This is a genomic window from Sinomonas terricola (assembly GCF_034931225.1).
GTDB lineage: Bacteria > Actinomycetota > Actinomycetes > Actinomycetales > Micrococcaceae > Sinomonas > Sinomonas terricola.
On the sequence record NZ_JAYGGQ010000015.1, the window covers coordinates 109546 to 131901 of the forward strand.

At 68.5% G+C, this 22356-nt stretch carries 20 protein-coding genes and 2 tRNA genes; 9 read left to right on the top strand and 13 right to left on the bottom strand.

What is annotated here, in order from left to right; translation table 11 throughout:
* Nucleotides 1-144: 144 nt before the first annotated feature.
* Nucleotides 145-324, top strand: a complete 180-nt coding sequence (locus SPF06_RS22170; RefSeq protein WP_428985797.1) for a hypothetical protein — start codon at nt 145-147, stop codon at nt 322-324.
* Here SPF06_RS22170 and SPF06_RS17860 read toward each other — a convergent pair.
* The 3 genes from SPF06_RS17860 to SPF06_RS17870 all read right to left on the bottom strand — a co-directional run bounded on the left by SPF06_RS17860 (nt 321) and on the right by SPF06_RS17870 (nt 3486).
* Nucleotides 321-1115 (bottom strand): HAD family hydrolase, encoded by a 795-nt coding sequence (locus SPF06_RS17860; RefSeq protein ID WP_323280479.1) that lies wholly within the window; start codon nt 1113-1115, stop codon nt 321-323. The two genes, SPF06_RS22170 and SPF06_RS17860, sit on opposite strands and share 4 nt — an antisense overlap.
* Entirely contained in the window at nt 1108-2631 is a 1524-nt protein-coding gene (gltX, locus tag SPF06_RS17865) for a glutamate--tRNA ligase (RefSeq protein ID WP_323280480.1), read from the bottom strand. The genes SPF06_RS17860 and gltX overlap by 8 nt, the downstream gene beginning before the upstream one ends.
* 66 nt (nt 2632-2697) lie before the next feature.
* Nucleotides 2698-3486, bottom strand: a complete 789-nt coding sequence (locus SPF06_RS17870; protein ID WP_323280481.1) for a fumarylacetoacetate hydrolase family protein — start codon at nt 3484-3486, stop codon at nt 2698-2700.
* 238 nt (nt 3487-3724) lie between these two features.
* On the opposite strand from SPF06_RS17870, the gene SPF06_RS17875 reads away from it, so the two are divergent.
* Nucleotides 3725-4657 carry a patatin-like phospholipase family protein gene (locus tag SPF06_RS17875; RefSeq protein ID WP_323280482.1) on the top strand — a complete coding sequence of 311 codons (933 nt, stop codon included), beginning with the start codon at nt 3725-3727 and terminating at the stop codon, nt 4655-4657.
* A 76-nt stretch (nt 4658-4733) separates the two neighbouring features.
* Here the strand turns inward: SPF06_RS17875 and SPF06_RS17880 are convergent, their stop codons facing one another.
* The 9 genes from SPF06_RS17880 to ilvD form a co-directional block, all read right to left on the bottom strand.
* Nucleotides 4734-5846, bottom strand: coding sequence for a branched-chain amino acid aminotransferase (locus tag SPF06_RS17880; RefSeq protein WP_323280483.1), 1113 nt, complete (start codon nt 5844-5846; stop codon nt 4734-4736).
* Nucleotides 5847-5963: 117 nt separating this feature from the next.
* Complete coding sequence (locus SPF06_RS17885) at nt 5964-7031, bottom strand: 3-isopropylmalate dehydrogenase (RefSeq protein ID WP_323280484.1); 1068 nt, start codon at nt 7029-7031, stop codon at nt 5964-5966.
* An 82-nt stretch (nt 7032-7113) separates the two neighbouring features.
* The gene (metG, locus tag SPF06_RS17890; RefSeq protein ID WP_323280485.1) at nt 7114-8676 is read right to left on the bottom strand and encodes a methionine--tRNA ligase; all 1563 of its coding nucleotides are present in this window, start codon (nt 8674-8676) and stop codon (nt 7114-7116) included.
* 116 nt (nt 8677-8792) lie between these two features.
* Nucleotides 8793-10388, bottom strand: a complete 1596-nt coding sequence (gene serA, locus SPF06_RS17895; protein WP_323280486.1) for a phosphoglycerate dehydrogenase — start codon at nt 10386-10388, stop codon at nt 8793-8795.
* 139 nt (nt 10389-10527) lie between these two features.
* Nucleotides 10528-11553, bottom strand: coding sequence for a ketol-acid reductoisomerase (gene ilvC, locus SPF06_RS17900; protein WP_323280487.1), 1026 nt, complete (start codon nt 11551-11553; stop codon nt 10528-10530).
* 73 nt (nt 11554-11626) lie between these two features.
* Complete coding sequence (gene ilvN / locus SPF06_RS17905) at nt 11627-12139, bottom strand: acetolactate synthase small subunit (protein ID WP_323280488.1); 513 nt, start codon at nt 12137-12139, stop codon at nt 11627-11629.
* A gap of 3 nt (nt 12140-12142) precedes the next feature.
* On the bottom strand, nt 12143-14017 hold the full coding sequence (locus SPF06_RS17910) for an acetolactate synthase large subunit (RefSeq protein WP_323280489.1): 1875 nt from the start codon (nt 14015-14017) through the stop codon (nt 12143-12145).
* Nucleotides 14018-14134: 117 nt separating this feature from the next.
* Nucleotides 14135-14257: a hypothetical protein gene (locus tag SPF06_RS17915; protein WP_323280490.1), complete on the bottom strand. Its 123-nt coding sequence runs from the start codon at nt 14255-14257 to the stop codon at nt 14135-14137.
* An 88-nt stretch (nt 14258-14345) separates the two neighbouring features.
* Entirely contained in the window at nt 14346-16073 is a 1728-nt protein-coding gene (gene ilvD / locus SPF06_RS17920) for a dihydroxy-acid dehydratase (protein WP_323280491.1), read from the bottom strand.
* A 71-nt stretch (nt 16074-16144) separates the two neighbouring features.
* On the opposite strand from ilvD, the gene SPF06_RS17925 reads away from it, so the two are divergent.
* The 3 genes from SPF06_RS17925 to SPF06_RS17935 all read left to right on the top strand — a co-directional run bounded on the left by SPF06_RS17925 (nt 16145) and on the right by SPF06_RS17935 (nt 17854).
* A complete protein-coding gene (locus SPF06_RS17925) occupies nt 16145-16636 on the top strand; it encodes a hypothetical protein (RefSeq protein WP_323280492.1) in 492 nt (163 codons plus the stop codon).
* A gap of 109 nt (nt 16637-16745) precedes the next feature.
* Nucleotides 16746-16871: a hypothetical protein gene (locus SPF06_RS17930; RefSeq protein WP_323280493.1), complete on the top strand. Its 126-nt coding sequence runs from the start codon at nt 16746-16748 to the stop codon at nt 16869-16871.
* 722 nt (nt 16872-17593) lie between these two features.
* Entirely contained in the window at nt 17594-17854 is a 261-nt protein-coding gene (locus tag SPF06_RS17935) for a hypothetical protein (protein ID WP_323280494.1), read from the top strand.
* Between the two features lie 117 nt (nt 17855-17971).
* On the opposite strand, the gene SPF06_RS17940 is transcribed toward SPF06_RS17935, so the two are convergent.
* A tRNA-Lys gene (locus SPF06_RS17940) sits at nt 17972-18044 on the bottom strand.
* Nucleotides 18045-18218: 174 nt separating this feature from the next.
* Between SPF06_RS17940 and bcp the strand changes: the two genes are divergently transcribed.
* The 4 genes from bcp to SPF06_RS17960 all read left to right on the top strand — a co-directional run bounded on the left by bcp (nt 18219) and on the right by SPF06_RS17960 (nt 22305).
* Complete coding sequence (gene bcp / locus SPF06_RS17945) at nt 18219-18704, top strand: thioredoxin-dependent thiol peroxidase (RefSeq protein WP_323280495.1); 486 nt, start codon at nt 18219-18221, stop codon at nt 18702-18704.
* 147 nt (nt 18705-18851) lie between these two features.
* Nucleotides 18852-18936 (top strand) — tRNA-Leu (locus SPF06_RS17950).
* 78 nt (nt 18937-19014) lie between these two features.
* Nucleotides 19015-20685: an ABC transporter substrate-binding protein gene (locus tag SPF06_RS17955; protein ID WP_323280496.1), complete on the top strand. Its 1671-nt coding sequence runs from the start codon at nt 19015-19017 to the stop codon at nt 20683-20685.
* Between the two features lie 129 nt (nt 20686-20814).
* The gene (locus SPF06_RS17960) at nt 20815-22305 is read left to right on the top strand and encodes a malate:quinone oxidoreductase (RefSeq protein WP_323280497.1); all 1491 of its coding nucleotides are present in this window, start codon (nt 20815-20817) and stop codon (nt 22303-22305) included.
* The last annotated feature ends 51 nt before the right edge of the window (nt 22306-22356 follow it).

Genomic DNA, 22356 nt, shown 5'->3' on the forward strand with positions numbered 1-22356 from the left:
AACCGCTGTCCGAGTTCCTCCGTGCCCCTCAGCACGAGTTATTACTTTACTGGATCGCCGGGCAGCCTGCCAAATCGCCACAAGCGCCTCGACCCGTGGTGTTGAACATCGGTGCCTATCTTTCCGAACCCCGCCCTGCAGCGCATGCGAGGCGCCCACCGCGTCGGGCGCGGTGCCGAACAATCTCGCGGACGGCGCACGCAGCTCGCCTCGGGAGCGTCCCGCCTCGCGGCCGGAGCCCAACAGCTCAAGGGCTACCCGGGATCCAATCCATCAGGGCACGCATGCGGCCGGCGGTCCTCCGGGCCTGAGTGTCCCGGCTAGACCAGCCCGATCAGGGCGGGAAGCTCCCGCAGGCTCGCGATCTGCTCGGCGACCGCGTGGGCAGCGTCCTCGGGGACTTCCCGCCCGGCACGATTGAGCCAGATGCCCCGCAGGCCGGCTCCCGCAGCACCGACGACGTCATGGTGCGGGTTGTCGCCGACGTAGACAGTGTGCTCGGCCGCGGTGCCGAGAAGGCGGAGGCCCTCGCGGAAGATCGCCGGGTCTGGCTTGGCGACGCCCACGGCGTCGATGCCGACGAGCACGCGGATCCGCGCGAGCCCGGCGTGGTCGAGCTTCGCGCGCTGGTAGTCGTGCACGTTGTTGCTCACCGCGCCGTAGACCACCCCCGCGGCGTCGAGCTCGTCGAGGAGCGGCACGACGTCGTCGAACGCGCGGACGTAGCCCGGCTGGGCCTTCTCATAGGCCGCGAGCCACGAGGCCGCGGCCGCCGTGTCCGGGAACGCGGTCCCGACGGCCGCGAGGCAGCGCTCGGCGCGCAGCACGCGCTGCTCGGCGAACGTGATCTCGCCCGCGACGTAGCGGTCGTAGATGTCGTCGGAGCCGCGCGTGAAGACGGCGCAGAACGCCTCCCACTCCGCTTCCGAAAGCGATGCGTACGGGGCCGTCGCCTCGCGCAGTGCGCGGTGCATCGCCCACTCGAGGTCCACGAGCGTCTCATCGATGTCGAGGAGCACGCCGGCGACGGGGGTCGCTGTAACCGGGGCCATGCCCGGCATCATGCCCATCCCGACGGCCTTCGCTGGGGCGTCAGCCACGGAGCGGTCAGCCACGGAACGCCTTGAGCCGCGCGAGCGACGAGTCCTTGCCGAGGATGACCATCGACTCGAAGAGCGGCGGCGAAATCCTCCGGCCCGAGACCGCCGTGCGCACGGGGCCGAAGGCGAGCCGCGGCTTGATCCCGAGACCGTCGACGAGCGCGGCACGCAGGGCATCCTGGATCGCCTCGGCCGTCCACTCCCTGAGCGGCTCGAGCGCCGCAATGGCCGCGTCCACGACCTCGGCGAGGTTGTCGGGGAGGCCCTTCCGCGCGTCGTCGTCGACCTCGATCGCCGAGTCCTCGGCGAAGAGGAAGCCGAGCATGCCCGGCGCCTCGCCGAGCAGCGTGATGCGCTCCTGGACAAGGGGCGCCGCCTCGGTGAGGATCTGCTCCTCGCGCGGCGTCAGGGTCTCTCCCACGACGCCGGCTGCCCGCAGGTACGGCACGAGGCGGTCACGGAAGTCGTCCGCCGCAAGGAGACGCACATGGGTGCCGTTGATGGCCTCGGCCTTCTTCTGGTCGAAGCGCGCGGGGTTGGGCAGGACGTCCGCGATGTCGAAGTTCTCGATGAGCTGCTGGACGGTGAAGATGTCCTCGTCCGCCGAGAGCGACCACCCGAGGAGCGCGAGGTAGTTGAGCAGGCCTTCGGGGATGAAGCCGCGGTCGCGGTGGTGGAAGAGGTTGGACTGCGGGTCGCGCTTCGAGAGCTTCTTGTTGCCCTCCCCCATGACGTAGGGGAGGTGGCCGAAGAGCGGCATGTAGGAGGCGACGCCGACGGCGTGCAGGGCGTGGTAGAGCGCGACCTGGCGTGGCGTCGAGGAAAGCAGGTCCTCGCCGCGGAGCACGTGCGTGATGCCCATGGCCGCGTCATCGACCGGGTTGACGAGCGTGTAGAGCGGCGAGCCGTCGGCGCGCACGACGACGAAGTCCGGCACGCTTCCGGCCTTGAAGCGGATCTCGCCGCGGATGAGGTCGTCGAACACGACGTCGGCCTCCGGCATGCGGAAGCGCAGGACGGGCTCGCGGCCCTCGGCGCGGAACGCCGCGATCTGCTCGGCGGTCAGATCGCGGTCCGAGTTGTCGTAGCCGAGCTTCGGGTCGCGGCCCGCGGCGCGGTGGCGGGCCTCGATCTCGTCCGGCGTCGAGAACGACTCGTAGAGGAAGCCCGCGTCCTTGAGCTTCGCCGCGACGTCCTTGTACAGGTCGAGTCGCCGCGACTGCCGGTACGGCTCGTGAGGGCCGCCGACGTCGATGCCTTCGTCCCACGTGAGGCCGAGCCACGTGAGCGCCTCGACGATCTGCTCGTAGCTCTCCTCCGAGTCCCGCTGCGCGTCCGTGTCCTCGATGCGGAAGACGAAAGTGCCGCCCGTGTGGCGCGCGTAGGCCCAGTTGAAGAGGGCCGTGCGCACCATGCCGACGTGCGGGGTGCCCGTCGGCGACGGGCAGAAGCGCACGCGCACGGGCGTGTCCGGGGTAACGGAGGGGATGACGTCAGCGACGAGCGGCGCGGATTCGGTGGAGGAAGTCATAGTGACCCCATTCTAGGCCGTGGGGCTCTGCTTCCCGTGAGGTTGAGGCCTCTCGGCCGCCTCGCCTCAGCGGCGCACGACGGGGTTCGAGAGCGTCCCGATCCCCTCGATCTCGACCTCGATGCGGTCGCCCTCGCTCACGAGGCCGACGCCCGCAGGCGTGCCAGTCATGATGACGTCCCCCGGAAGCAGGGTGAAGGCCTGCGAGACGGCCGCGACGAGCTCCCGCACCCCGAAGACCATGTCCGCGGTCGTGCCGTCCTGCACCACATCGCCGTTGAGCCGCGTCACGAGGGAGAGGTCCTCGGAATCGAGCTCGGTCTCGATCCACGGTCCGAGCGGCTTCGAGGTGTCGAAAGACTTCGCCCGGGCCCATTGGACGTCGGCGCGCTGCTTGTCCCGTGCCGTGAAGTCGTTGCCGACCGTGTAGCCGAAGATCACGTCGTCGGCCTTCTCCGCAGGCACGTCCTTGCAGATGCGGCCGATGACAATGCACAGCTCGCCCTCGTAGGAGACCTCCTCGGTCCACTCGGGCAGGACGACCGGATCGCCCGGGCCCACGACGGCGGTGTTCGCGACGAGGAACATGGCCGGCTCGGTGGGAACCTCGTTGCCCATCTCCTTCGCGTGGTCCACGTAGTTGCGGCCGATGCCCACGATCTTGCTCCGGGGAATGATCGGCGCGACGAGGCGAACGTCCTCGAGGCGATGCGTCTGGCCTGTCGGCGTGATCCCCTGGAAGAACGGATCGCCCTTGATCACCGCGATCTGCTCGTCCCCTGGTTCTCCGTGGACCACGCCGTACGCGGGGGCCGAATCCGAGGCAGCATCAGTGACAAACCGGGCGATACGCATGGCCCCTACCCTATCGCGGCGCACAGGCGGGCCCGATCCCCTCGCGCTTCGCCGGATGACGCCGTGGTGCACCCGCATGGCGGATGTGGTACCGTCCTGACGATCGTGATTCGTCAGCAGGAGGTGAGACCCATGAACGCAGTATCCGCAGTGGGTGCTCCCCCGCAGTCCACGATCGCGCGACTGAGGTAGTCGTCGCCGGGAGCGCCCGACAGGCACATCGCGAAAGGCGACTCCCATGAACGCAACACCTTCTTCACACCCTCACGAAGCCTCGAATCACCCGCATGCCGCGGGCGGGCGGGCCTTGGTCCTCGGTGGCGGCGGATCGACTGGCAACGCATGGCTCATCGGCGTCCTGGCCGGCCTGTTCGAGGCCGGGCTCGACGTGACCGACGCCGACGTGATGGTCGGGACATCGGCCGGCTCGACGGCCGCTGCCCAGGTGGCTGGCGCGACGCCGGCCGAGTTGCTCGCAGCCATCCTCGACGCCGCCCCACCGCATCTCGCCGGTCCGGTCGGATCCGGCCGAGGGCGCGGTCCGAGCTCGACGGCGGAACATCTCGAGAGAACGAGCAAGATCATCGCCTCGGCTGTGGATGCCGAGGACATGCGCCGCAGAATGGGCGCGGCGGCCCTCGACTTGGATGCGGCGTCGGACAGTTCGAGGCAAGCACAGTGGCGCGCGACTGTCGCTGCACGGCTGCCCATTCAGCTCTGGCCCCAGCGAACGGTGCTCATCACAGCGGTCGATGCCCACAGCGGCGCGCCCGTCGTGTTCGACCGGTACAGCAGAGTCGATCTGGTGGACGCAGTCGCGGCGAGCTGTTCGAGCGGCCCCGCCTACAGGATCGGGGAGAACCGCTACATCGACGGCGGCTATCGGCGCAACGAGAATGCCGATCTGGCAGCCGGATCCGGGCGGGTGCTCGTCCTTTCGCCCTTCGGCGGCAGAACGCGGCATCCGTTGGAATGGGGCCTGCATCTCGCGGCGCAGGTCGATGAGCTGCGGGCAAGCGGCAGCAGCGTCGAGACGATCTTCCCGGACGGAAGCTCCGAACCACTGTTCGGCGCCAACGCGATGGATCCCTCATTGCGTCCGGCCGCTGCCCAGGCAGGTTACGGCCAAGGCAGGGCCCTGGCCGGGCGGCTCACCGATTTCTGGCGCTGATCAACGATCCGGCGCGTCCCCCCGAACTGGGGGACGCGCCGTCGTGCGCTGTGATGGAGACAGTCAGCGCCAGCCGCTACGCGAGCCGAGTGAGCCAGCCATGAAGGTCCTCGATCGCTCCGGTCTGGATGCCGAGGAGCTGCTCGCGGATCGCCATCGCCACCGAATCGGAGCCGATCGCGGGCGAGGCGAGCGATCCATCGGCCGTCTTGAGCTCGCCGATGGGGGTGATCACGGCCGCGGTGCCGCAAGCGAACACCTCGGCGAGCGAGCCGTCCGCGAGCGATTGGCGCCACTCGTCGATCGTGATCTTGCGCTCTTCCACCGTGAGGCCGCGGTCTTGCGCGAGCTGCAGCACCGAGTCGCGCGTGACACCGTGGAGGATGTTGCCGTTGAGCGCGGGCGTCACGAGCCGGCCATCCGTGAAGACGAAGAAGATGTTCATGCCGCCTAGCTCCTCGACGGCGTTGTCGTTGGTCGGGTCGAGGAAGAGCACCTGCTTGCAGCCGTTCGCCTCGGCCTCGAGCTGGGCCGCGAGCGACGCCGCGTAGTTGCCGCCGCACTTGGCCTCGCCCGTGCCGCCGTGGCCGGCACGCGCGTAGTGCTCCGAGAGCCAGATCGACACGGGCTTGAGCTCGCCGCCGAAGTAGTTGCCGGCCGGCGAGGCGATGACGCGGTACGAGACCTCGCGCGCGGGCCTCACGCCGAGGAACGCCTCGGTCGCGATCATGAACGGCCGCAGGTACAGGGCCTCGCCGTCGCCGCTCGGCACCCAGTCCTTGTCGACCGAAACAAGCTGGCGGAGAGACTCGACGAAGACCTCGGGCGGAAGCTCCGGGAGGGCGAGGCGCTGCGCCGAACGGTTGAAGCGATGCGCGTTCGCCTCGGGGCGGAACGTCCAGACGGAGCCGTCCGCGTGGCGGTACGCCTTGAGACCCTCGAAGATCTCCTGGCCGTAGTGCAGCACGGCCGCGGCGGGATCCATCGCGATGGGGCCATACGGCTCAATGCGGGCGTTGTGCCAGCCGCCCTTGCCCTCGGCATCGACTGTCCAGTCGACGACGGCGGTGTGGTCCGTGAAGTAGTCGCCGAATCCCGGGTTCGCCAGGATGGCCGCACGCTCCTCAGCGCTCTTCGGGTTCTCCGCGAGCCGCTGGGTGAATTCAACGCCGACGGCGTTCTGGGTCATGATTCCTCCACATCCTGAGATTCTCCGAGGGCTGCCAGCTCCAGTGCCGGCGCCGTCGGGCTGTCAGTGCCTTCAGCTTACGCCTGCCATCAGGCGGGCCCGGTCGTGTCCCAGCGGCTAAAGGCGCGCGGCGATCGCATCGCCGATGTGCGCCGTCGTCCGCTGTTCGCCGACGATGCGGAACTCGACGTCGGCCTTGACCGCCGCCTCGATCCGCGCGGCAGCCGCGGCGAACACCGCGTCGCCCTGCCCGACGTGGTCGAGCAGGAGCGCGGCCGAGAGAATGGCCGCGGTCGGGTCGGCCTTCTGCTGGCCCGCGATGTCCGGCGCGGAGCCGTGGACCGGCTCGAACATCGACGGCGCCGCGCGGTCGAGGTTGATGTTCCCGGAGGCAGCGAGGCCGATGCCGCCCGTGACGGCGCCCGCGAGGTCGGTGAGGATGTCGCCGAAGAGGTTGTCGGTCACGATGACGTCGAATCGCCCCGGATCGGTCACGAGGAAGATCGTGGCCGCGTCGACGTGAAGGTAGTCATGCTCCACCTCGGGGAACTCCGCCGCGACGGCCTCGACCGTGCGCTTCCACAGGTGGCCAGCGTGCACGAGGACGTTGTGCTTGTGCACGAGCGTGACCTTCTTGCGCAGGCGCTGTGAGGCGCGGCGGAACGCGTCGCGGACCACTCGCTCCACGCCATAGGCCGTGTTGACGGAGACCTCGGTCGCGATCTCGTGCGGGGTGCCGGTGCGCAGCGCGCCGCCGTTGCCGACGTACGGGCCCTCGGTGCCTTCGCGTACGACGATGAAATCGATCTCGCCGGGCGCGGCGAGCGGGCTTCCGACGCCCGCGTAGAGGCGCGACGGACGGAGGTTGACGCAGTGGTCGAGGGTGAAGCGGAGCTTGAGGAGCAGCTCGCGCTCGATGAGCCCCGACGGGATGCGGGTGTCGCCGGGCGCGGCCCCCACGGCGCCGAACAGGATAGCGTCCCGGCCGCGGAGGTCATCGAGGACATCGTCGGGGAGGGTCTCCCCCGTCGTGAGCCAGTGCTGCGCGCCCAAGCTGTAGTGCGTCTCCTTGACCTCGACGTCCTCGCCGTCGAGCGCCTTGCGAAGGACCTTGAGGGCCTCGGCTGTCACTTCAGGGCCGATGCCGTCGCCGGGGATCACTGCGAGGTCAAGAGTCTGCGTCATGCGTCAACCCTAGCCGTCCATCCACATGCTGGGCACTCAGTCTCGATATTCGGACGCATGCCCGCGCTGCAGCAGCGGCGCGTCAGGCCTCGGCGGCCGGCTCCTCGTACTTCGGGAAGACGGGCGACGGCGCCGGCAGCCGAGTGCCGGGCGCAAGGCGGGTGCCGAGGGCGGAGAAGAGGCGCGCACTGCCCTCGGCCTGGCCGAGGGCATCGAGGAGCTTCCCGGCCGACGTCGGCATGACCGGCTGCACGAGGACGGACACGATGCGCAGGACCTCGAGAGTCACGTAGAGGACGGTTGCCATGCGCGCCGGGTCGGTCTTGCGCAGCACCCACGGGGCCTGCTCCGCGAAATACGCGTTCGTGTCCCCGAGCACCCCCCAGATCGCCTCGAGGCCCCGGCTGAACTCCTGCTTCTCGAACGCCGCCCGCGCGGCGTCAAGGAGGCCGTCCGCCGCATCGAGCAGCGCCCGGTCGGCGTCGGTGAGCTCCCCCGGCTCGGGCACGACGCCGTCGAGGTTCTTCGCGACCATCGAGAGCGAGCGCTGGGCAAGGTTGCCGAGGTTGTTCGCGAGATCCGCGTTCATGCGGCCCACGATCGCCTCGTGGTTGTAGCTCCCGTCGGCGCCGAACGGCACCTCGCGGAGCAGGAAGTAGCGCACCTGGTCGAGCCCGTACTGGCCGATGAAGTCGCGCGGCGCCACGACGTTGCCGAGCGACTTGGACATCTTGACGCCGTTGTTCTGCAGGAAGCCGTGGATCATGACGCGCTTGGGCACCTCGAGCCCGGCGCTCATGAGGAACGCGGGCCAGTACACGGCGTGGAACCGCGAGATGTCCTTGCCGATCACGTGCACGTCCGCGGGCCAGTACTTCCCGAAGGCCTCGGAGTCGACGTCGGGGAACCCCACGCCCGTGAGGTAGTTCGTCAGTGCGTCCACCCACACGTACATGACATGGCCCGGAGCGTCGGGCACGGGAATGCCCCAGTCGAACGTGGTCCGCGAGATCGAGAGGTCCTCGAGGCCGCGCTTGACGAACGAGATGACCTCGTTGAACCGGTACTGCGGCGCACCGAACTCGGGCTGGGACTCGTAGAGCGCGACGAGGCGGTCCTGATATGCCGAGAGCCGGAAGAAGTAGCTCTCCTCGGCTGTCCACGTGACCTCGGTGTCGGTCTCCTTCGTGTACCGCACGCCGTCGCGCACCACCGTTTCGTCCTCGGTGTAGTACGCCTCGTCGCGGACGGAGTACCAGCCCTCGTACTTGTCGAGGTAGATGTCCCCGTTGGCCTCCATGCGCTTCCAGATGGCCTGCGCCGCAGCGTAGTGGTCGGCGTCGGTCGTGCGGATGAAGCGGTCGTAGCTCACGCCGAGCTCGGCGTGGGTCTGCCGGTAGATCTCGGCGTTGCGGTCGACGAACTCCTTGGGCGTCACGCCGGCCTTCTGGGCCGATTGCGCGATCTTGAGGCCGTGCTCGTCGGTGCCCGTCATGAAGAAGACGTCGTAGCCGTCGAGGCGCTTGAAGCGCGCCATCGCGTCCGTCGCGATGTACTCGTAGGCGTGGCCGATGTGCGGCTCGCCGTTCGGGTACGTGATGGCGGTCGTGATGTAATACGGAGTCTTCTCAGCTGCGGATGTCACCCTAAGAAATTACCGGATCGCGTCACGCGCGGCGAATAACGACGACGGCGGGCCCCACCGCATGTGGTGAGGCCCGCCGTCGTCCGCGGCCGCGAAGCAGCCCGATGCTGGGGAGGTCAGTCCTCGAGGTCGATCTCGCGGACGGCCGTCGCGCCGATCTCGCTCTTGACCGTCTCGAGAACGGTGCTCGGGATCTTCGAGTCGACCGTCAGAAGGGCCATGGCCTCGCCGGCTTCCTCGGCACGCGCCACCTGCATGCCGGCGATGTTCACGCCGTTCATGCCGAGGATGTGGCCGATCGTGCCGATGACGCCCGGGCGGTCGGTGTACGTCATGACCACGAGGTGCTCGGAGATCGGGATCTCGAGGTCGTAGCCGTTGATGCCCACGAGCTTCTGGACCTGCTTGGGGCCCGTGAGCGTACCGGCGACCGAGACCTGCGAGCCGTCCGAGAGGAGGCCGCGGATCGTGAGGACGTTGCGGTAGTCCTCGGCGTCGGTCGTCGTGAGGAGGCGCACGGCGACTCCGCGCTGCTCGGCGAGCACGGGCGCGTTCACGTAGGAGACCTTGTCCGAGACGATGTCGGTGAAGACGCCCTTGAGGGCCGCGAGTTCGAGCGACTTGACGTCGAGTGAGGCGATCTCGCCCGCGACCTCGACGTCGATTTGGGTCACCGGCTCGTGGCTCAGGGCAGTGAAGATGCGGCCGAGCTTCTCGATGAGCGGGATGCCCGGGCGCACATCCGGGGCGATGACACCGCCCGCGACGTTGACGGCATCCGGCACGAGCTCGCCCGCGAGGGCGAGGCGGACCGACTTCGCCACCGAGATGCCGGCCTTCTCCTGTGCCTCGTCCGTCGACGCACCCAGGTGCGGCGTCACGACGACGTTCTGGTTGTCGAAGAACGGCAGGTTGGTGCTCGGCTCCTTCTCGAAGACGTCGATTCCGGCGCCCGCGATCTTGCCCGCCTCGAGCGCCTTCGTGAGCGCGTCCTCGTCGACGAGGCCGCCACGCGCCACGTTCACGACGTACGCGGTGCTCTTCATCTTCTCAAAGGCGTCCGCGCCGAGCATCCCGACGGTCTCGGGCGTCTTCGGCATGTGGATCGTGATGAAGTCGCTCTGCACGAGGAGCTCGTCGAGCGTCACGAGCTTGACGCCGAGCTGGGCGGCGCGGGCCGACGTGACGTACGGGTCGAACGCCACGACGTTCATCTCGAACGCCTGCATGCGCGCCGCGACGAGGGCGCCGATGCGGCCGAGTCCGATGACGCCGAGCGTCTTGTCGAGGAGCTCGGTGCCCGCGTACTTGGAGCGCTTCCACTCGCCGCCCTTGAGCGACGCATTCGCCGCGGGGATGTTGCGCGCGAGGCTCAGAATGTGGCCGCACGTGAGCTCGGCGGCCGAGACGACGTTGGAGGTCGGCGCGTTGACGACCATGACGCCGGCCTGGGTCGCGGCCTTGATGTCGACGTTGTCGAGGCCCACGCCCGCGCGGGCGATGACCTTGAGCCTCTTCGCCGCGGCGATCGCCTCGGCGTCGAGCTGGGTGGCCGAGCGGACCAGGATCGCGTCGACGTCCGCGATCGCGGGCAGGAGCTGGGAGCGATCGGCGCCGTCGGCGTGGCGGATCTCGAAGTCGGGGCCGAGGGCCTCGATCGTGGCGGGGGAAAGTTCCTCGGCGAGGAGGACGACGGGCTTGTCGGTAGACACTGGCGGGGCCTCCGGGGAGCTGGGCGGGCGGGTTGGGCTGTAAAAGGCGGGTTGGGCTGTGTGGACTGTGGTCGGGGTCACAAGGGCCGCGGTGACAGCCGAAACGGCGGGTGCTGGGCACCCGCCGCTTCGGTCGTCATCAGCGGGCCGCGCTGCCCTCGGTGTAGTCGGCGTCCTGCTGCTTCCACGAGAAGTGGGAGCGCAGGGCCCGGCCGGTCGCCTCGATCGGGTGGCCGGCCTCCTTCTCGCGGAGCGCAAGGAACTCGGCGGCGCCGTTGTCCTGGTCGTCGATGAACCGCTTGGCGAATGCGCCGGACTGGATGTCGGCGAGGATCTCCTTCATCGACTCCTTGACGGCCGGGGTCACGACGCGCGGGCCGGAGACGTAGTCGCCGTACTCTGCCGTGTCCGAGACGCTCCAGCGCTGCTTGGCGATGCCGCCCTCCCACATGAGGTCGACGATGAGCTTGAGCTCGTGGAGCACCTCGAAGTACGCGATCTCGGGCTGGTAGCCGGCCTCGGTGAGGGTCTCGAAGCCGGCCTGGACGAGGTGCGAGACACCGCCGCAGAGGACGGCCTGCTCGCCGAAGAGGTCAGTCTCGGTCTCTTCGGTGAACGTCGTCTTGATGACGCCCGCGCGCGTCCCGCCGATGGCCTTGGCGTAGGACTTCGCGAGGTCCCACGCGGCACCCGAGGCGTCCTGCTCGACCGCGATGATGTCCGGGATGCCGCGGCCCGCGACGTACTCGCGGCGCACCGTGTGGCCCGGCGCCTTCGGGGCGACGAGGATCACGTCGACGCCGGCCGGCGGCTGGATGTAGCCGAAGCGGATGTTGAAGCCGTGGCCGAAGACGAGGGCGTTGCCTTCCTTGAGGGCGGGCGCGATGTCCTGGGCGTAGAGGTGGCGCTGGTTCTGGTCCGGAGCGAGGATGACGACGACGTCGGCCTCCTCGGCAGCGTCGCGCGGCGTCAGGACGCGGAGGCCCTCCTCCTCGGCCTTCGGGCGGCTCTTCGACCCCTCGAGCAAGCCGACACGGACGTCGACGCCGGAGTCGCGCAGGTTGAGCGCGTGGGCGTGGCCCTGGCTGCCGTAGCCGATCACCGCGACCTTGCGGCCCTGGATGATCGAGAGGTCTGCGTCGTCGTCGTAGTAGAGCTCGGTCATTTGTTCTCCCTAGGATTTCTGTTGAGGTGTGGGAGCGGCGACCGCGTGCGCGGGCTCGCGGCCGCCGCGGAAATTAGCTTGCGCGGAGGGCCCGATCGCTCATCGACCGCGAACCGCGGCCGATCGCGAGCGTGCCGGACTGGACGATTTCGCGGACGCCGAAGGGCTCGAGCACCGTGAGCAGCGCCTCGATCTTCTCCGTGGTGCCCGTCGCCTCGACGACGACCGCATCGGTCGAGACGTCGACGATCGACGCACGGAAGAGCTCGACGGCCTGGGTCACCTGGATGCGGGTGGCCGCGTCGGCGCGAACCTTGATGAGGAGGTGGTCGCGGCGCACGGAGTTCTCCGGCAGGAGCTCGACGATCTTGATGACGTTGATGAGCTTGTTGAGCTGCTTCGTCACCTGCTCGAGCAAGTCCCCCTCGGCATCGACGACGACCGTGATCCGCGAGATGCCCGGGACCTCGGTCGGCCCGACGGCGAGCGAATGGATGTTGAACGCGCGGCGGGCGAAGAGGCCGGCGACGCGCGTGAGCACGCCGGGCTTGTCCTCGACCAGCACGGACAGGGTGTGGCGGGCCATGCCTCAGTCCTCCTCTTCCCACACAGGCGTGGAATTGCGGGCCACCTGAATCAGATCGTTGCTCACGCCGGACGGGACCATCGGCCAGACCATCGCGTTGGGGCTCACGACGAAGTCGATCACGACCGGCCGGTCGTTGATCTCGAGGGCCTGCTTGATGACCTCGTCGATCTCATCCTCGCGCTCGACGCGGAAGGAAGCACAGCCGTACGCTTCGCCGAGCTTCACAAAGTCGGGGATGCGCACCGTCTCGGCGCCCGTGTGCAGGTCCGTGTTCGAGTAGCGGCCGTCGTAGAAGAGCGTCTGCCACTGCCGCACCATGCCGAGCGACGAGTTGTTGATGACCGCGACCTTGATCGGGATGTTGTTGAGCGTGCACGTGGCCAGCTCCTGGTTGGTCATCTGGAAGCAGCCGTCGCCGTCGATCGCCCACACGACGCGGTCCGGGTTGCCGACCTTCGCGCCCATCGCGGCGGGAACCGAGTAGCCCATCGTGCCAAGGCCGGCCGAGTTGAGCCAGGCCCGCGGGCGCTCGTAGTCGATGAACTGCGCGGCCCACATCTGGTGCTGGCCGACGCCCGCGACGTAGACCCCTTCGGGACCTGTGAGCTCGCCGATCCGCTTGATGATCTTCTGCGGAGCCAGGAGTCCGTCCTCGGGCTCGGTCCAGCCGAGGGGGTAGTCCTCCTTGAGCTTGCGCAGGAACGTCCACCACGCCTCGAGGTCCGGCGCGCCTTCCTTCTCCTGGAGGGCACGGATCGCGTCCGTGAGCTCGGGGATGATCTCCTTCACGGAACCGACGATCGGCACGTCCGCGGCGCGGTTCTTCGAGATCTCGGCGGGGTCGATGTCCGCGTGGATGACCTTCGCGGTCGGCGCGAACGAGCTCAGCACGCCGGTCACGCGATCATCGAAGCGCGCGCCGAGCGTGATGAGGAGATCCGCCTGCTGGAGCGCCGTGACGGCGCTGACCGAGCCGTGCATGCCGGGCATCCCGACGTGCTGCGGGTGCGAGTCGGGAAACGCGCCGCGGGCCGTGAGCGTCGTGACGACGGGCGCGCCGCTCACCTCGGCGAGGGCGAGGAGCTCGGCCGAGGCGTCCGCCTTGACCACGCCACCGCCCACATACAGGACCGGCTTGGACGAGGCCGCGATGAGCCTGGCCGCTTCGCGGACCTGCTTGCTGTGCCCGCGCGTGACCGGGCGGTAGCCCGGGAGGTCGACCTTCGGCGGCCAGCTGAACACCGTCTTGGCCTGCTGGGCGTCCTTCGTCACGTCCACGAGGACGGGGCCGGGGCGGCCCGTCGACGCGAGGTGGAAGGCCTCCGCGAGGGTGCGCGGAATGTCTTCGGCCCGCGTGACGAGGAACGAGTGCTTCGTGATCGGCATCGTGATGCCGACGATGTCCGCTTCCTGGAAGGCGTCGGAGCCGATGACGCTGCTCGCGACCTGGCCGGTGATTGCAACGAGGGGTACGGAGTCCATATGCGCGTCGGCGATCGCGGTCACCAGGTTGGTGGCGCCCGGGCCCGACGTCGCAATGCAGACTCCGACACGTCCCGTGACCATCGCATACCCTTGGGCAGCATGGCCGGCACCCTGCTCGTGGCGCACCAGGACGTGATTGATCTTCGAAGCCATCAGAGGGTCGTAGGTCGGCAGGATCGCGCCGCCCGGAAGACCAAAGACATCGTCCACGCCAAGTTCCTCGAGCGAGCGGACGATTGCTTCAGATCCAGTCATCTCTGTGGGCTCAACGACGCGGTTGGGCCCCAGGACGGCAGAGGCAGAGTCGACGGTGTCGACGGACTCCGCGGCCTTGGCCGCAGACGGCTTCGAAGCCATCAGCGATGGGCTGATCGGCGTTCCTTTGCTCATCAGTCTCTTCCTTAGGATCTTCGTGGCGAAGGAGCTGTGCTCAGCTCAAATAAAAACAACCCCTCAGCCTTTCGGCTCTTCGAGGGGTTGCGCGTGACAGATCGTTGCCAGTGGGGCTTAGAGAGCCACGCGCTTGGCAAGGACGACGACATTGAGCACCATGTCGCTCCGGACGGTCTGCATGCCCACAGTCTTCACAATCGCCCGCGAAAGTGTCAATCCGGCGCGGATCCGTCTCATTATTCGGACGGTGTTCCACGACGTGAGACTGTGCCGTGGGCAGGGCCCCTCTGCCCCGCCACGGCGAGCTCGTGCCTGTTCAGGCGCGTCAGCTCAGGACGGCACCCTCGCTCGCCGAGTGGACGAGCTTCGCGTACTTGGCCAGGACGCCCTTCGTGAACTGCGCGGGGAGCGGCTCCCAGCCCTCGCGGCGCGAGTCGAGTTCGGCGTCGTCGACCAGGAGCTCGAGCGTGCGGTTCGGGATGTCCACGCGGATGCGGTCGCCGTTGCGCACCAAGGCGATGGGGCCGCCGTCGACCGCCTCGGGGGCGACGTGCCCGATGCACAGGCCCGTCGTGCCGCCGGAGAAGCGGCCGTCCGTGAGGAGGAGGACGTCCTTGCCGAGGCCCGCGCCCTTGATGGCGCCCGTGATGGCGAGCATCTCGCGCATGCCCGGCCCGCCCTTGGGGCCTTCGTAGCGGATGACCACGACATCGCCTGCCTTGATCTCACCCTGGTCGAGCGCGTCGAGCGCGCCCTGCTCGCGCTCGAACACGCGGGCTGAGCCCTCGAAGACCTGGGCGTCGAATCCAGCCGTCTTGACGACCGCGCCTTCCGGGGCGAGCGAGCCGCGGAGCACCGAGAGGCCGCCGGTCTTGTGGATCGGGTTGTCCATCGCGCGGACGATCTTGCCGTCGAGGTCCGGCGGGGCGATCTCGGCGAGGTTCTCAGCGACGGTCTTGCCGGTAACAGTCAGGGCATCGCCGTGCAGGAGGCCGGCATCGAGCAGCGCGCGCATGACGACGGGGACGCCGCCCACGCGGTCGAGGTCGTACATGACGTAGCGGCCGAACGGCTTGAGGTCGCCGAGGTGCGGAACCTTGTCGCCGATGCGGTTGAAGTCCTCAAGCTCGAGCTCGACCTCGGCCTCGCGCGCGATGGCGAGGAGATGGAGGACGGAGTTCGTCGACCCGCCGAACGCCATGGTCACGGCGATGGCGTTCTCGAACGCCTTGCGCGTGAGGATGTCGCGGGCCGTGATGCCCTCGCGCAGCAGGTTGACGACGGCCTCGCCCGAGCGATGCGCGAACATGTCGCGACGGCGGTCGGCCGAGGGCGGGGCTGCGGAGCCAGGGAGGGACATGCCGAGGGCCTCGGCTGCGCTCGCCATCGTATTGGCGGTGTACATGCCGCCGCACGCACCCTCGCCGGGGCAGATCGCCCGCTCTATACGGTCCAGGTCGCCCTTCGACATCTTGCCGGCGGCACACGCGCCGACGGCCTCGAACGCGTCGATGAGCGTGACGTCCTTCTCGGTGCCGTCCTCGAGCTTGACCCAGCCCGGCATGATCGAGCCCGCATAGAGGAAGACGCTCGAGACGTCGAGGCGAGCGGCCGCCATGAGCATGCCCGGGAGGGACTTGTCGCAGCCCGCGAGGAGCACTTGGCCGTCGATGCGCTCGGCCTGCATGACCGTCTCGACGGAGTCGGCGATGATCTCGCGCGAGACAAGCGAGAAGTGCATGCCCTGGTGGCCCATCGAGATGCCGTCGGAGACCGAGATCGTGCCGAACTGCATCGGGAAGCCGCCGGCAGCGTGGACGCCTTCCTTGGCGGCCTTTGCGAGACGGTCGAGCGAGAGGTTGCACGGCGTGATCTCGTTCCACGAGCTCGCAATGCCGATCTGGGGCTTTGCGAAGTCCTCGTCGCCGAAGCCGACGGCGCGCAGCATGCCACGCGCGGGAGCGGCGTGGATTCCATCCGTGACGACTCGGCTTCGCGGCTTGATATCGACGCCCTCGCGGGGCGCAGTGGAGGTCTGGCTCTGCTCGGTCATGGGCAAAGTCTATGACCGCGAACGTCCACATGACGGACACGTAGACTGAACGCGCGGCGAAAGGAGCAAGCGTGAGCAGCCAGCACCCGCCCCCGGTCGGTGGCCGGACCACCGCGGCGTCGGATGCAGCCCTCAAAGCGGCGCTGCACCGGCTCTTCGACGGACAGATCCCGAACTACGCGTCGTACAACTTGGTGTGCGCGGCCGAAGCCGGCGGCACCATCGAACCCGAGCCAGGCTCGCTCCCCGGCGCCCCCGTCCCGCTCGGCATGGTGCTGGGCTACCGGCGGCGGCCCGCCGAACTTGTCATCGCGCCGTTCGATCGGCGCACCCTCACCCCGGCCGGGCGCCCCTCGACGATTGACCTGACCAATCTCGCCTATGCCGAGGAGGCGACCCGCGGCGCGTTCGACATCGGGACGAACATGGGCCGCATCTTCTGCTTCACCGTGCGGAGCCGGTGCACGCTCGACGGGCCCGACGAGCCCGCACCGAGGACGATCGAGCAGGACGACGACGCCGAAGACTTCGCGGCGTTCATGAGGGACCTCGCGGAGCTCTGAACCGACCGTGCCAGTGCAGCCACTGGACATGTACGACACGTGATCTTTCAATGGTCCCAGTGGCCCCGCGCGCTACGGACCGGGTGCCTCGGACCGAACGGAGGTCGCCGTGGACTGGCTCCCGATCGCCATCTCAGCGCTCGCCCTCGCCGCCGTCGCGGCGTGGACCATCTTCCACAAGGATGGCTCGCTCGCGGGCAACGGCCGGCACCGCTCGCGTCGCGGCACGGTATAGGTTCCCGGGCGCCGAACGTCGACTGACGCGCGCGCCACCCCTTGAACGGACATGTCCGGCTGCGCCGGCGCAGCGTTATCGCCGGCGCCGACAAGCCCGCCGTCACACGCCCCAGCTGTGCCGGCGTCGACGGCGCCCACGCCGTCGCCGACTCGTACGTCGCCGACACCCACGCCAACTCCGTCGGCGACGACCCCAACTCCGTCGGCGACGAGCGCGAGTCCCGTCGCTGCGTCCCCGGCTCCCGCCCCACCCCCAGCCGCTGTCGCGCCGGCGCCTCAGGCGCCCGCCGCACCGCCGGCTCCAGCGCCTGCAGTCCCGGCCCCGGCCCCTGCCCCTGCCTACATCATTCCGGGCGCATTCTGCCCGGATGCCATGGTCGGTCAGTCTGGCCTCGCCGCCAACGGGCGCACGTACGTGTGCGGGCGGAACGGGCCGGACGCAAACGGCCACTACCACTGGAGCAAATAGGATCCGCGGCCGTCATAACAAACCGTTCAAACCTTCGCGCCCGGCCCGTACCTCCTGTAACGCCCGCCGACCTGAGTACAAGAGCCACGAGACGAGTGGTCGTCCCCGAAAGGCTCCCCAGATTCGAGTACTCGACCCTCATCACACCGTCTTCTGTGGCTGTCAAAGTAAGTCACAGGAATCAGTGACCGGAGGAGGGCCGGGCAATGGTGGGCATCGACGAGGTCGTCAAAGTCTGGAGATTGGCCGGTGTGGCAACGACCGTGGAGCGCCTCGGCCGCTACGCGGAGGCTCTCGCCTCCGAACAGCCAATCGGCGCCTACCACGCTCTGGACGACGATCAGGAGGACCGGGCCATCCTCGCCCTGTATCGTGTCGACCGCCCTCACGCGACCATTGAGGACCTGCGCCAGATTCCGCCGCTGGCACTCTCCTGCTACCACCAGATGCTCCATGACCTCGCACGCGAAGGACTGGGGCCGCTCGCCCTTGCCCGCTCCGTCAGCGCTTGAACGAAATCATCCCGTCGCCAGTTGACGACGGGGTGGTTCCGATCGGTGTGCGATCCCTAAGACACGAAAGAAACCCCTTCCCAATCCGCGTTTCCGCAGATCAGGAAGGGGTTGCTGTGCGCCCCCCGGGACTCGAACCCGGAACCCATTGATTAAGAGTCAATTGCTCTGCCAATTGAGCTAGAGGCGCATTTCGTGCGGGACTCTCGCAGGCCGTCGCACTTCTCTCAGACCTCGCGGCGTCCCCCGCAACGACATGTAACTCTACACGGTCCCGGCCCCAGAACGAAATCGACCGAGCCCCTCCCTGACGTGTCGTCCGTCACCCCGCCGCGGCTCCCTCTTCCGCGGCTACGCTGGCCGCATGACCACTCCATCGACCCCCAGCCGGCTCGCCCCCGGCGACGCTGCGCCTGTCTTCTCGCTCCCGAATTCCGACGGCGGAACGACGTCGCTAGCGGACCTGCGCGGCCGCAAGACGGTGCTCTACTTCTACCCCCAAGCGGACACTCCCGCCTGCACCCAGCAGGCCTGCGACTTCCGCGACAGCCTCGCATCGCTCGCCTCGGCGGGCTACGCCGTCGTCGGCATTTCGCCCGACCCGGCCAAGGCGGTCGTCAAGTTCGCCCTCGAACAGCACCTCGGCTTCCCGCTCCTCGCCGACGAGGGGCATGAAGTGGCTGGTCTCTACGGCACGTGGGGCGAGAAGAAGAACTACGGCCGCACGTACCAGGGGCTCATCCGCAGCACCTTCGTGCTCGACGAGGAAGGCCGGATCGAGCTCGCCCAGTACAACGTGCGGGCCAAGGGCCACGTCGCCAAGCTCCGCCGCGACCTCAAGATCGACTGAGTGTGCAGCCCTCACCGCGGAGGGCCCGCTGCGTGGAACGCCTCAGTGGCGGACCGGCGCGCCCTCCGTGTCGTGAGAGCCGGTTAGACTGGCGACGACTCCAGCGCGCGGCGCCGATCTGATCGGATGCCGGGGCGAGGGGTCTCCGCGCGAGTGGTGAAATTGGCAGACACGCAGGATTTAGGTTCCTGTGTCTTCGGACGTGAGGGTTCAAGTCCCTCCTCGCGCACCACCTCCGGCCTGTGCTTCCGGCCGAACAGGTCGACTCCCTCGGATAGGGCGCCGGGCATGCGGCGGGAAAGGCGTGGGCGTGGCGCGCAGCATCAGGCGTAGGGATCTGCTCCAGGCGGCGGCTGTCGCCACACTTCTCAGCGGATGCACCCCGGGCCCCGGCCCCAAGCCCACGCCGAGCGCCGACAGCACTGCCACTCCCACGGAATCCTTCGTGTTCGCGACCCCGGCGGCCCCGATCGGGCTCGACCCAGCGATCGTGACCGACATCGACTCCCTCCGGGTCACCCGTCAGGTGCTCGAGGGCCTCGTGGCGACGGATCCCGAGACCGGCGCTCCGGCACCGGCCCTCGCGACTCAGTGGCTCCAGAGCGCCGACCAGCTCTCGTACACGTTCGCGCTGCGCCAGAACGTCCGCTTCCACGACGGGACGCCGTTTACGGCAGCCGCGGTCAAGGCGAACTTCGACCGCTGGTTCTCCTTCTCCCCCGCCTTCCGCGCAGGCCACGCGACGCTGCCGTTCACCGCCGTCTTCAAAGCGCACTCCGACGCCCCCACGCTTTCGGTCTTCAAGTCCTGCGAAGCCATCGGCGACTATCAGGTGCGGATCGACCTCACCCAGCCGCTCACGGGTTTCCTGCAAGCACTCACGGCGCCCGGCTTCGGCATCTCCTCCCCGGCGGCTCTCGCCGCGGGGGCGGCCGACGTCGAAGACCAGGCCTCGGCGGGCACGAGGATCTCCCGCTACGCGCTTCACCCCGTCGGCACGGGACCGTTCCGCTTCAAGGAATGGACCCAGGATCGGATCCTCCTCGAAGCCTCCCCCGACTACTGGGGGACGCGCGGGCAGATCAGCCAGCTCTCCTTCGTCGCCTTCGACCAGGCCCAGAGCCGCCTCCAGGCGCTCCTCGAGGGCCGGATCGACGGCTACGACGCCGTCACGATCGACAACATCGAGACGCTCGTCCGCAAAGGCCTGCAGGTGGTGCGCCGGGACCCGTTCTCGGTCGTCTACCTCGGCATGAACCAGGCCGTCCCGATCCTCCAGAACGAGAAGGTGCGCCAGGCCATTTCGATGGCGGTCAACAAGGACGCGATCATCCGCCCGCTCTTCCTCGAGGACACGAAGCCTGCCTCGCAGTTCGTACCCCCGAAGCTCAGCGGATTCAATCAGGCGGGCGGCTTCCCGTCCTACGACCCCGAGAAGGCGAAGCGCTATCTCGCGGAGGCCGGCTACAAGGGCGAAGAGCTCAAGTTCTGCTACCCCCTCAACGTCACGCGCCTATACCTGCCCTCCCCCGAAAAGGTCTACGCGGAGCTGAGCGCACAGCTCACGCGCGTCGGCCTCAACATCAGGCCGGTCCCGATCGACTGGTCGGACGGCTATCTCCAGAAGGTCACCGCCGCGGGCGACCACGCCTTCCACCTGCTCGGGCGCTACGGGACGTACTCCGACCCGGACGACTTCCTCTCGTCCCTGTTCGGCGCGAAGAACGGCGAATTCGGCTTCTTCGACGCCCAGCTGTTCAGCAAGATCGAACGCGCACGCGGCCTCCCGGACGGCGCCGACAGGACGCAGGCCTACCAGAGCATCAACTCGCAGCTCGGGAGCACAGCCCCGGCCGTCCCGATCGCCTTCCCGATCTCGGCCGTCGCGGTCTCCTCGCGGGTGGAGAGCTACCCGACGTCGCCGGTCTTGGCCGAGACGTTCAACCGTGTCGCGCTCAAGGCCGCGCCCGCGTCTTCCTAGCCGGGCGGGCGCGCGCCACCGCAGGAAAATAACAGCCAGAGACCCCTTGACGGCACGGCCCGCGGGGATTTAGAGAAGGGCCCCCGCGAGGGATATTCTGCCTGTGGTCCATTTGCGCAGGGAGAGTCAGTGACCTTCATATCCACCACTCGGTCCGCCGATGTCGTCCTGGTCGGCGGCGGCATCATGAGCGCCACCCTCGGAGCGTTCATCAAGAAGCTCGAACCGGCCTGGAATATTGTGCTCTTCGAGCGCCTGCCCGCGGTCGGGCTTGAGAGCTCAGGCCCGTGGAACAACGCGGGAACCGGCCACGCGGCCTACTGCGAACTCAACTACACCCCCCAGGCCAAGGACGGCTCGGTCAGCCCGGCAAAGGCGCTCGGCATCAACGAGGGCTTCCAGCTCTCGCGCCAGTTCTGGTCCCACCTCGTGCGCGAAGGGGACATCGGGGACCCGACGCGCTTCATCCACACGGTTCCGCACATGAGCTTCGTCATCGGCGACGCCCACGCGGACTACCTCGCAAAGCGCTTCGAGGCCCTCAAGCCCAACGCGCTGTTCTCGGAGATGGAGTTCACCGAGGATCCCGAGCAGATCGCCGAGTGGGCACCGCTCGTCATGGAGGGGCGCGGGCCCGGCCGCGTCGCCGCGAACCGCGTCGCCTCCGGTACGGACGTCGACTTCGGCACGCTGAGCCGCGAACTCGTCGACTACCTCGCGCGGAGCGGGGTGGAGGTCAACTATGGGACCGACGCGACCGACATCAAGCGCTCCCGCGGCGGCTGGGACATCACGACGAAGCACACGGCGTCTGGGGAACGCGGCAGCATCCACGCGAAGTTCGTCTTCATCGGCGCCGGCGGCGGCGCGCTCCATCTCCTCCAGGCTTCGGGCATCCCGGAGAGCAAGGGCTACGGCGGGTTCCCGGTCTCGGGCAAGTTCTTCCGCTGCACAGATGAGGAGGTCGCGGCCCGCCACAACGCGAAGGTCTACGGCCAGGCCTCCGTCGGGGCGCCGCCCATGTCCGTGCCGCACCTCGACACGCGGTACGTCGACGGGCAGCGCTCGCTCCTTTTCGGGCCGTACGCCGGGTTCTCGACGAACTTCCTCAAGAACGGCTCGCTCCTCGATCTTCCGCGTTCCATTCGGCTCAGCAATATCGTCCCCATGCTGGCGGTGGGCAAGGACAATATGGACCTCACGGCGTACCTCGTGAAGGAGGTCGCCAAGAGCCACGGCGCGAAGGTCGAGGCGCTCCGGGAGTACTTCCCGCTCGCCGACGGCGACAAGTGGGAGCTCATCACCGCCGGCCAGCGCGTGCAGATCATCAAGAAGGACCCGCACAAGGGCGGTGTCCTCCAGTTCGGCACCGAGGTCATCACGTCCCGCGACGGCTCGGTCGGCGCGCTCCTCGGGGCCTCGCCGGGTGCCTCGACGGCGGTGCCCATCATGCTCGAGCTCCTGCGGCGCTGCTTCCCGAAGCAGTACCGGGGCTGGGAGGACACGCTCCGGGAGATGATGCCCGGCTACGGCGTCAAGCTCAACGACAACCCTGAGCTCGCGGCGGAGATCGCGGCGAGCACGGCCGAAGCCCTTCAGCTCGCGGCCACCGCCCAGTAGCGCACAGGCCAAGGCGGCCCGCACCGTACGGACGGTGCGGGCCGTCGTCGT

Excerpts from the sequence above, each read along its gene's own strand:
- SPF06_RS17915 (WP_323280490.1), bottom strand. The coding sequence starts at position 14,257 with ATGAGACGGATCCGCGCCGGATTGACACTTTCGCGGGCGATTGTGAAG.
- SPF06_RS17870 (WP_323280481.1), bottom strand. The coding sequence starts at position 3,486 with ATGCGTATCGCCCGGTTTGTCACTGATGCTGCCTCGGATTCGGCCCCC.
- gltX (WP_323280480.1), bottom strand. The coding sequence starts at position 2,631 with ATGACTTCCTCCACCGAATCCGCGCCGCTCGTCGCTGACGTCATCCCC.
- bcp (WP_323280495.1), top strand. The coding sequence starts at position 18,219 with ATGACCACTCCATCGACCCCCAGCCGGCTCGCCCCCGGCGACGCTGCG.
- SPF06_RS17880 (WP_323280483.1), bottom strand. The coding sequence starts at position 5,846 with ATGACCCAGAACGCCGTCGGCGTTGAATTCACCCAGCGGCTCGCGGAG.
- ilvC (WP_323280487.1), bottom strand. The coding sequence starts at position 11,553 with ATGACCGAGCTCTACTACGACGACGACGCAGACCTCTCGATCATCCAG.
- ilvD (WP_323280491.1), bottom strand. The coding sequence starts at position 16,073 with ATGACCGAGCAGAGCCAGACCTCCACTGCGCCCCGCGAGGGCGTCGAT.
- ilvN (WP_323280488.1), bottom strand. The coding sequence starts at position 12,139 with ATGGCCCGCCACACCCTGTCCGTGCTGGTCGAGGACAAGCCCGGCGTG.
- SPF06_RS17910 (WP_323280489.1), bottom strand. The coding sequence starts at position 14,017 with ATGAGCAAAGGAACGCCGATCAGCCCATCGCTGATGGCTTCGAAGCCG.
- SPF06_RS17885 (WP_323280484.1), bottom strand. The coding sequence starts at position 7,031 with ATGACGCAGACTCTTGACCTCGCAGTGATCCCCGGCGACGGCATCGGC.
- SPF06_RS17875 (WP_323280482.1), top strand. The coding sequence starts at position 3,725 with ATGAACGCAACACCTTCTTCACACCCTCACGAAGCCTCGAATCACCCG.
- SPF06_RS22170 (WP_428985797.1), top strand. The coding sequence starts at position 145 with ATGCGAGGCGCCCACCGCGTCGGGCGCGGTGCCGAACAATCTCGCGGA.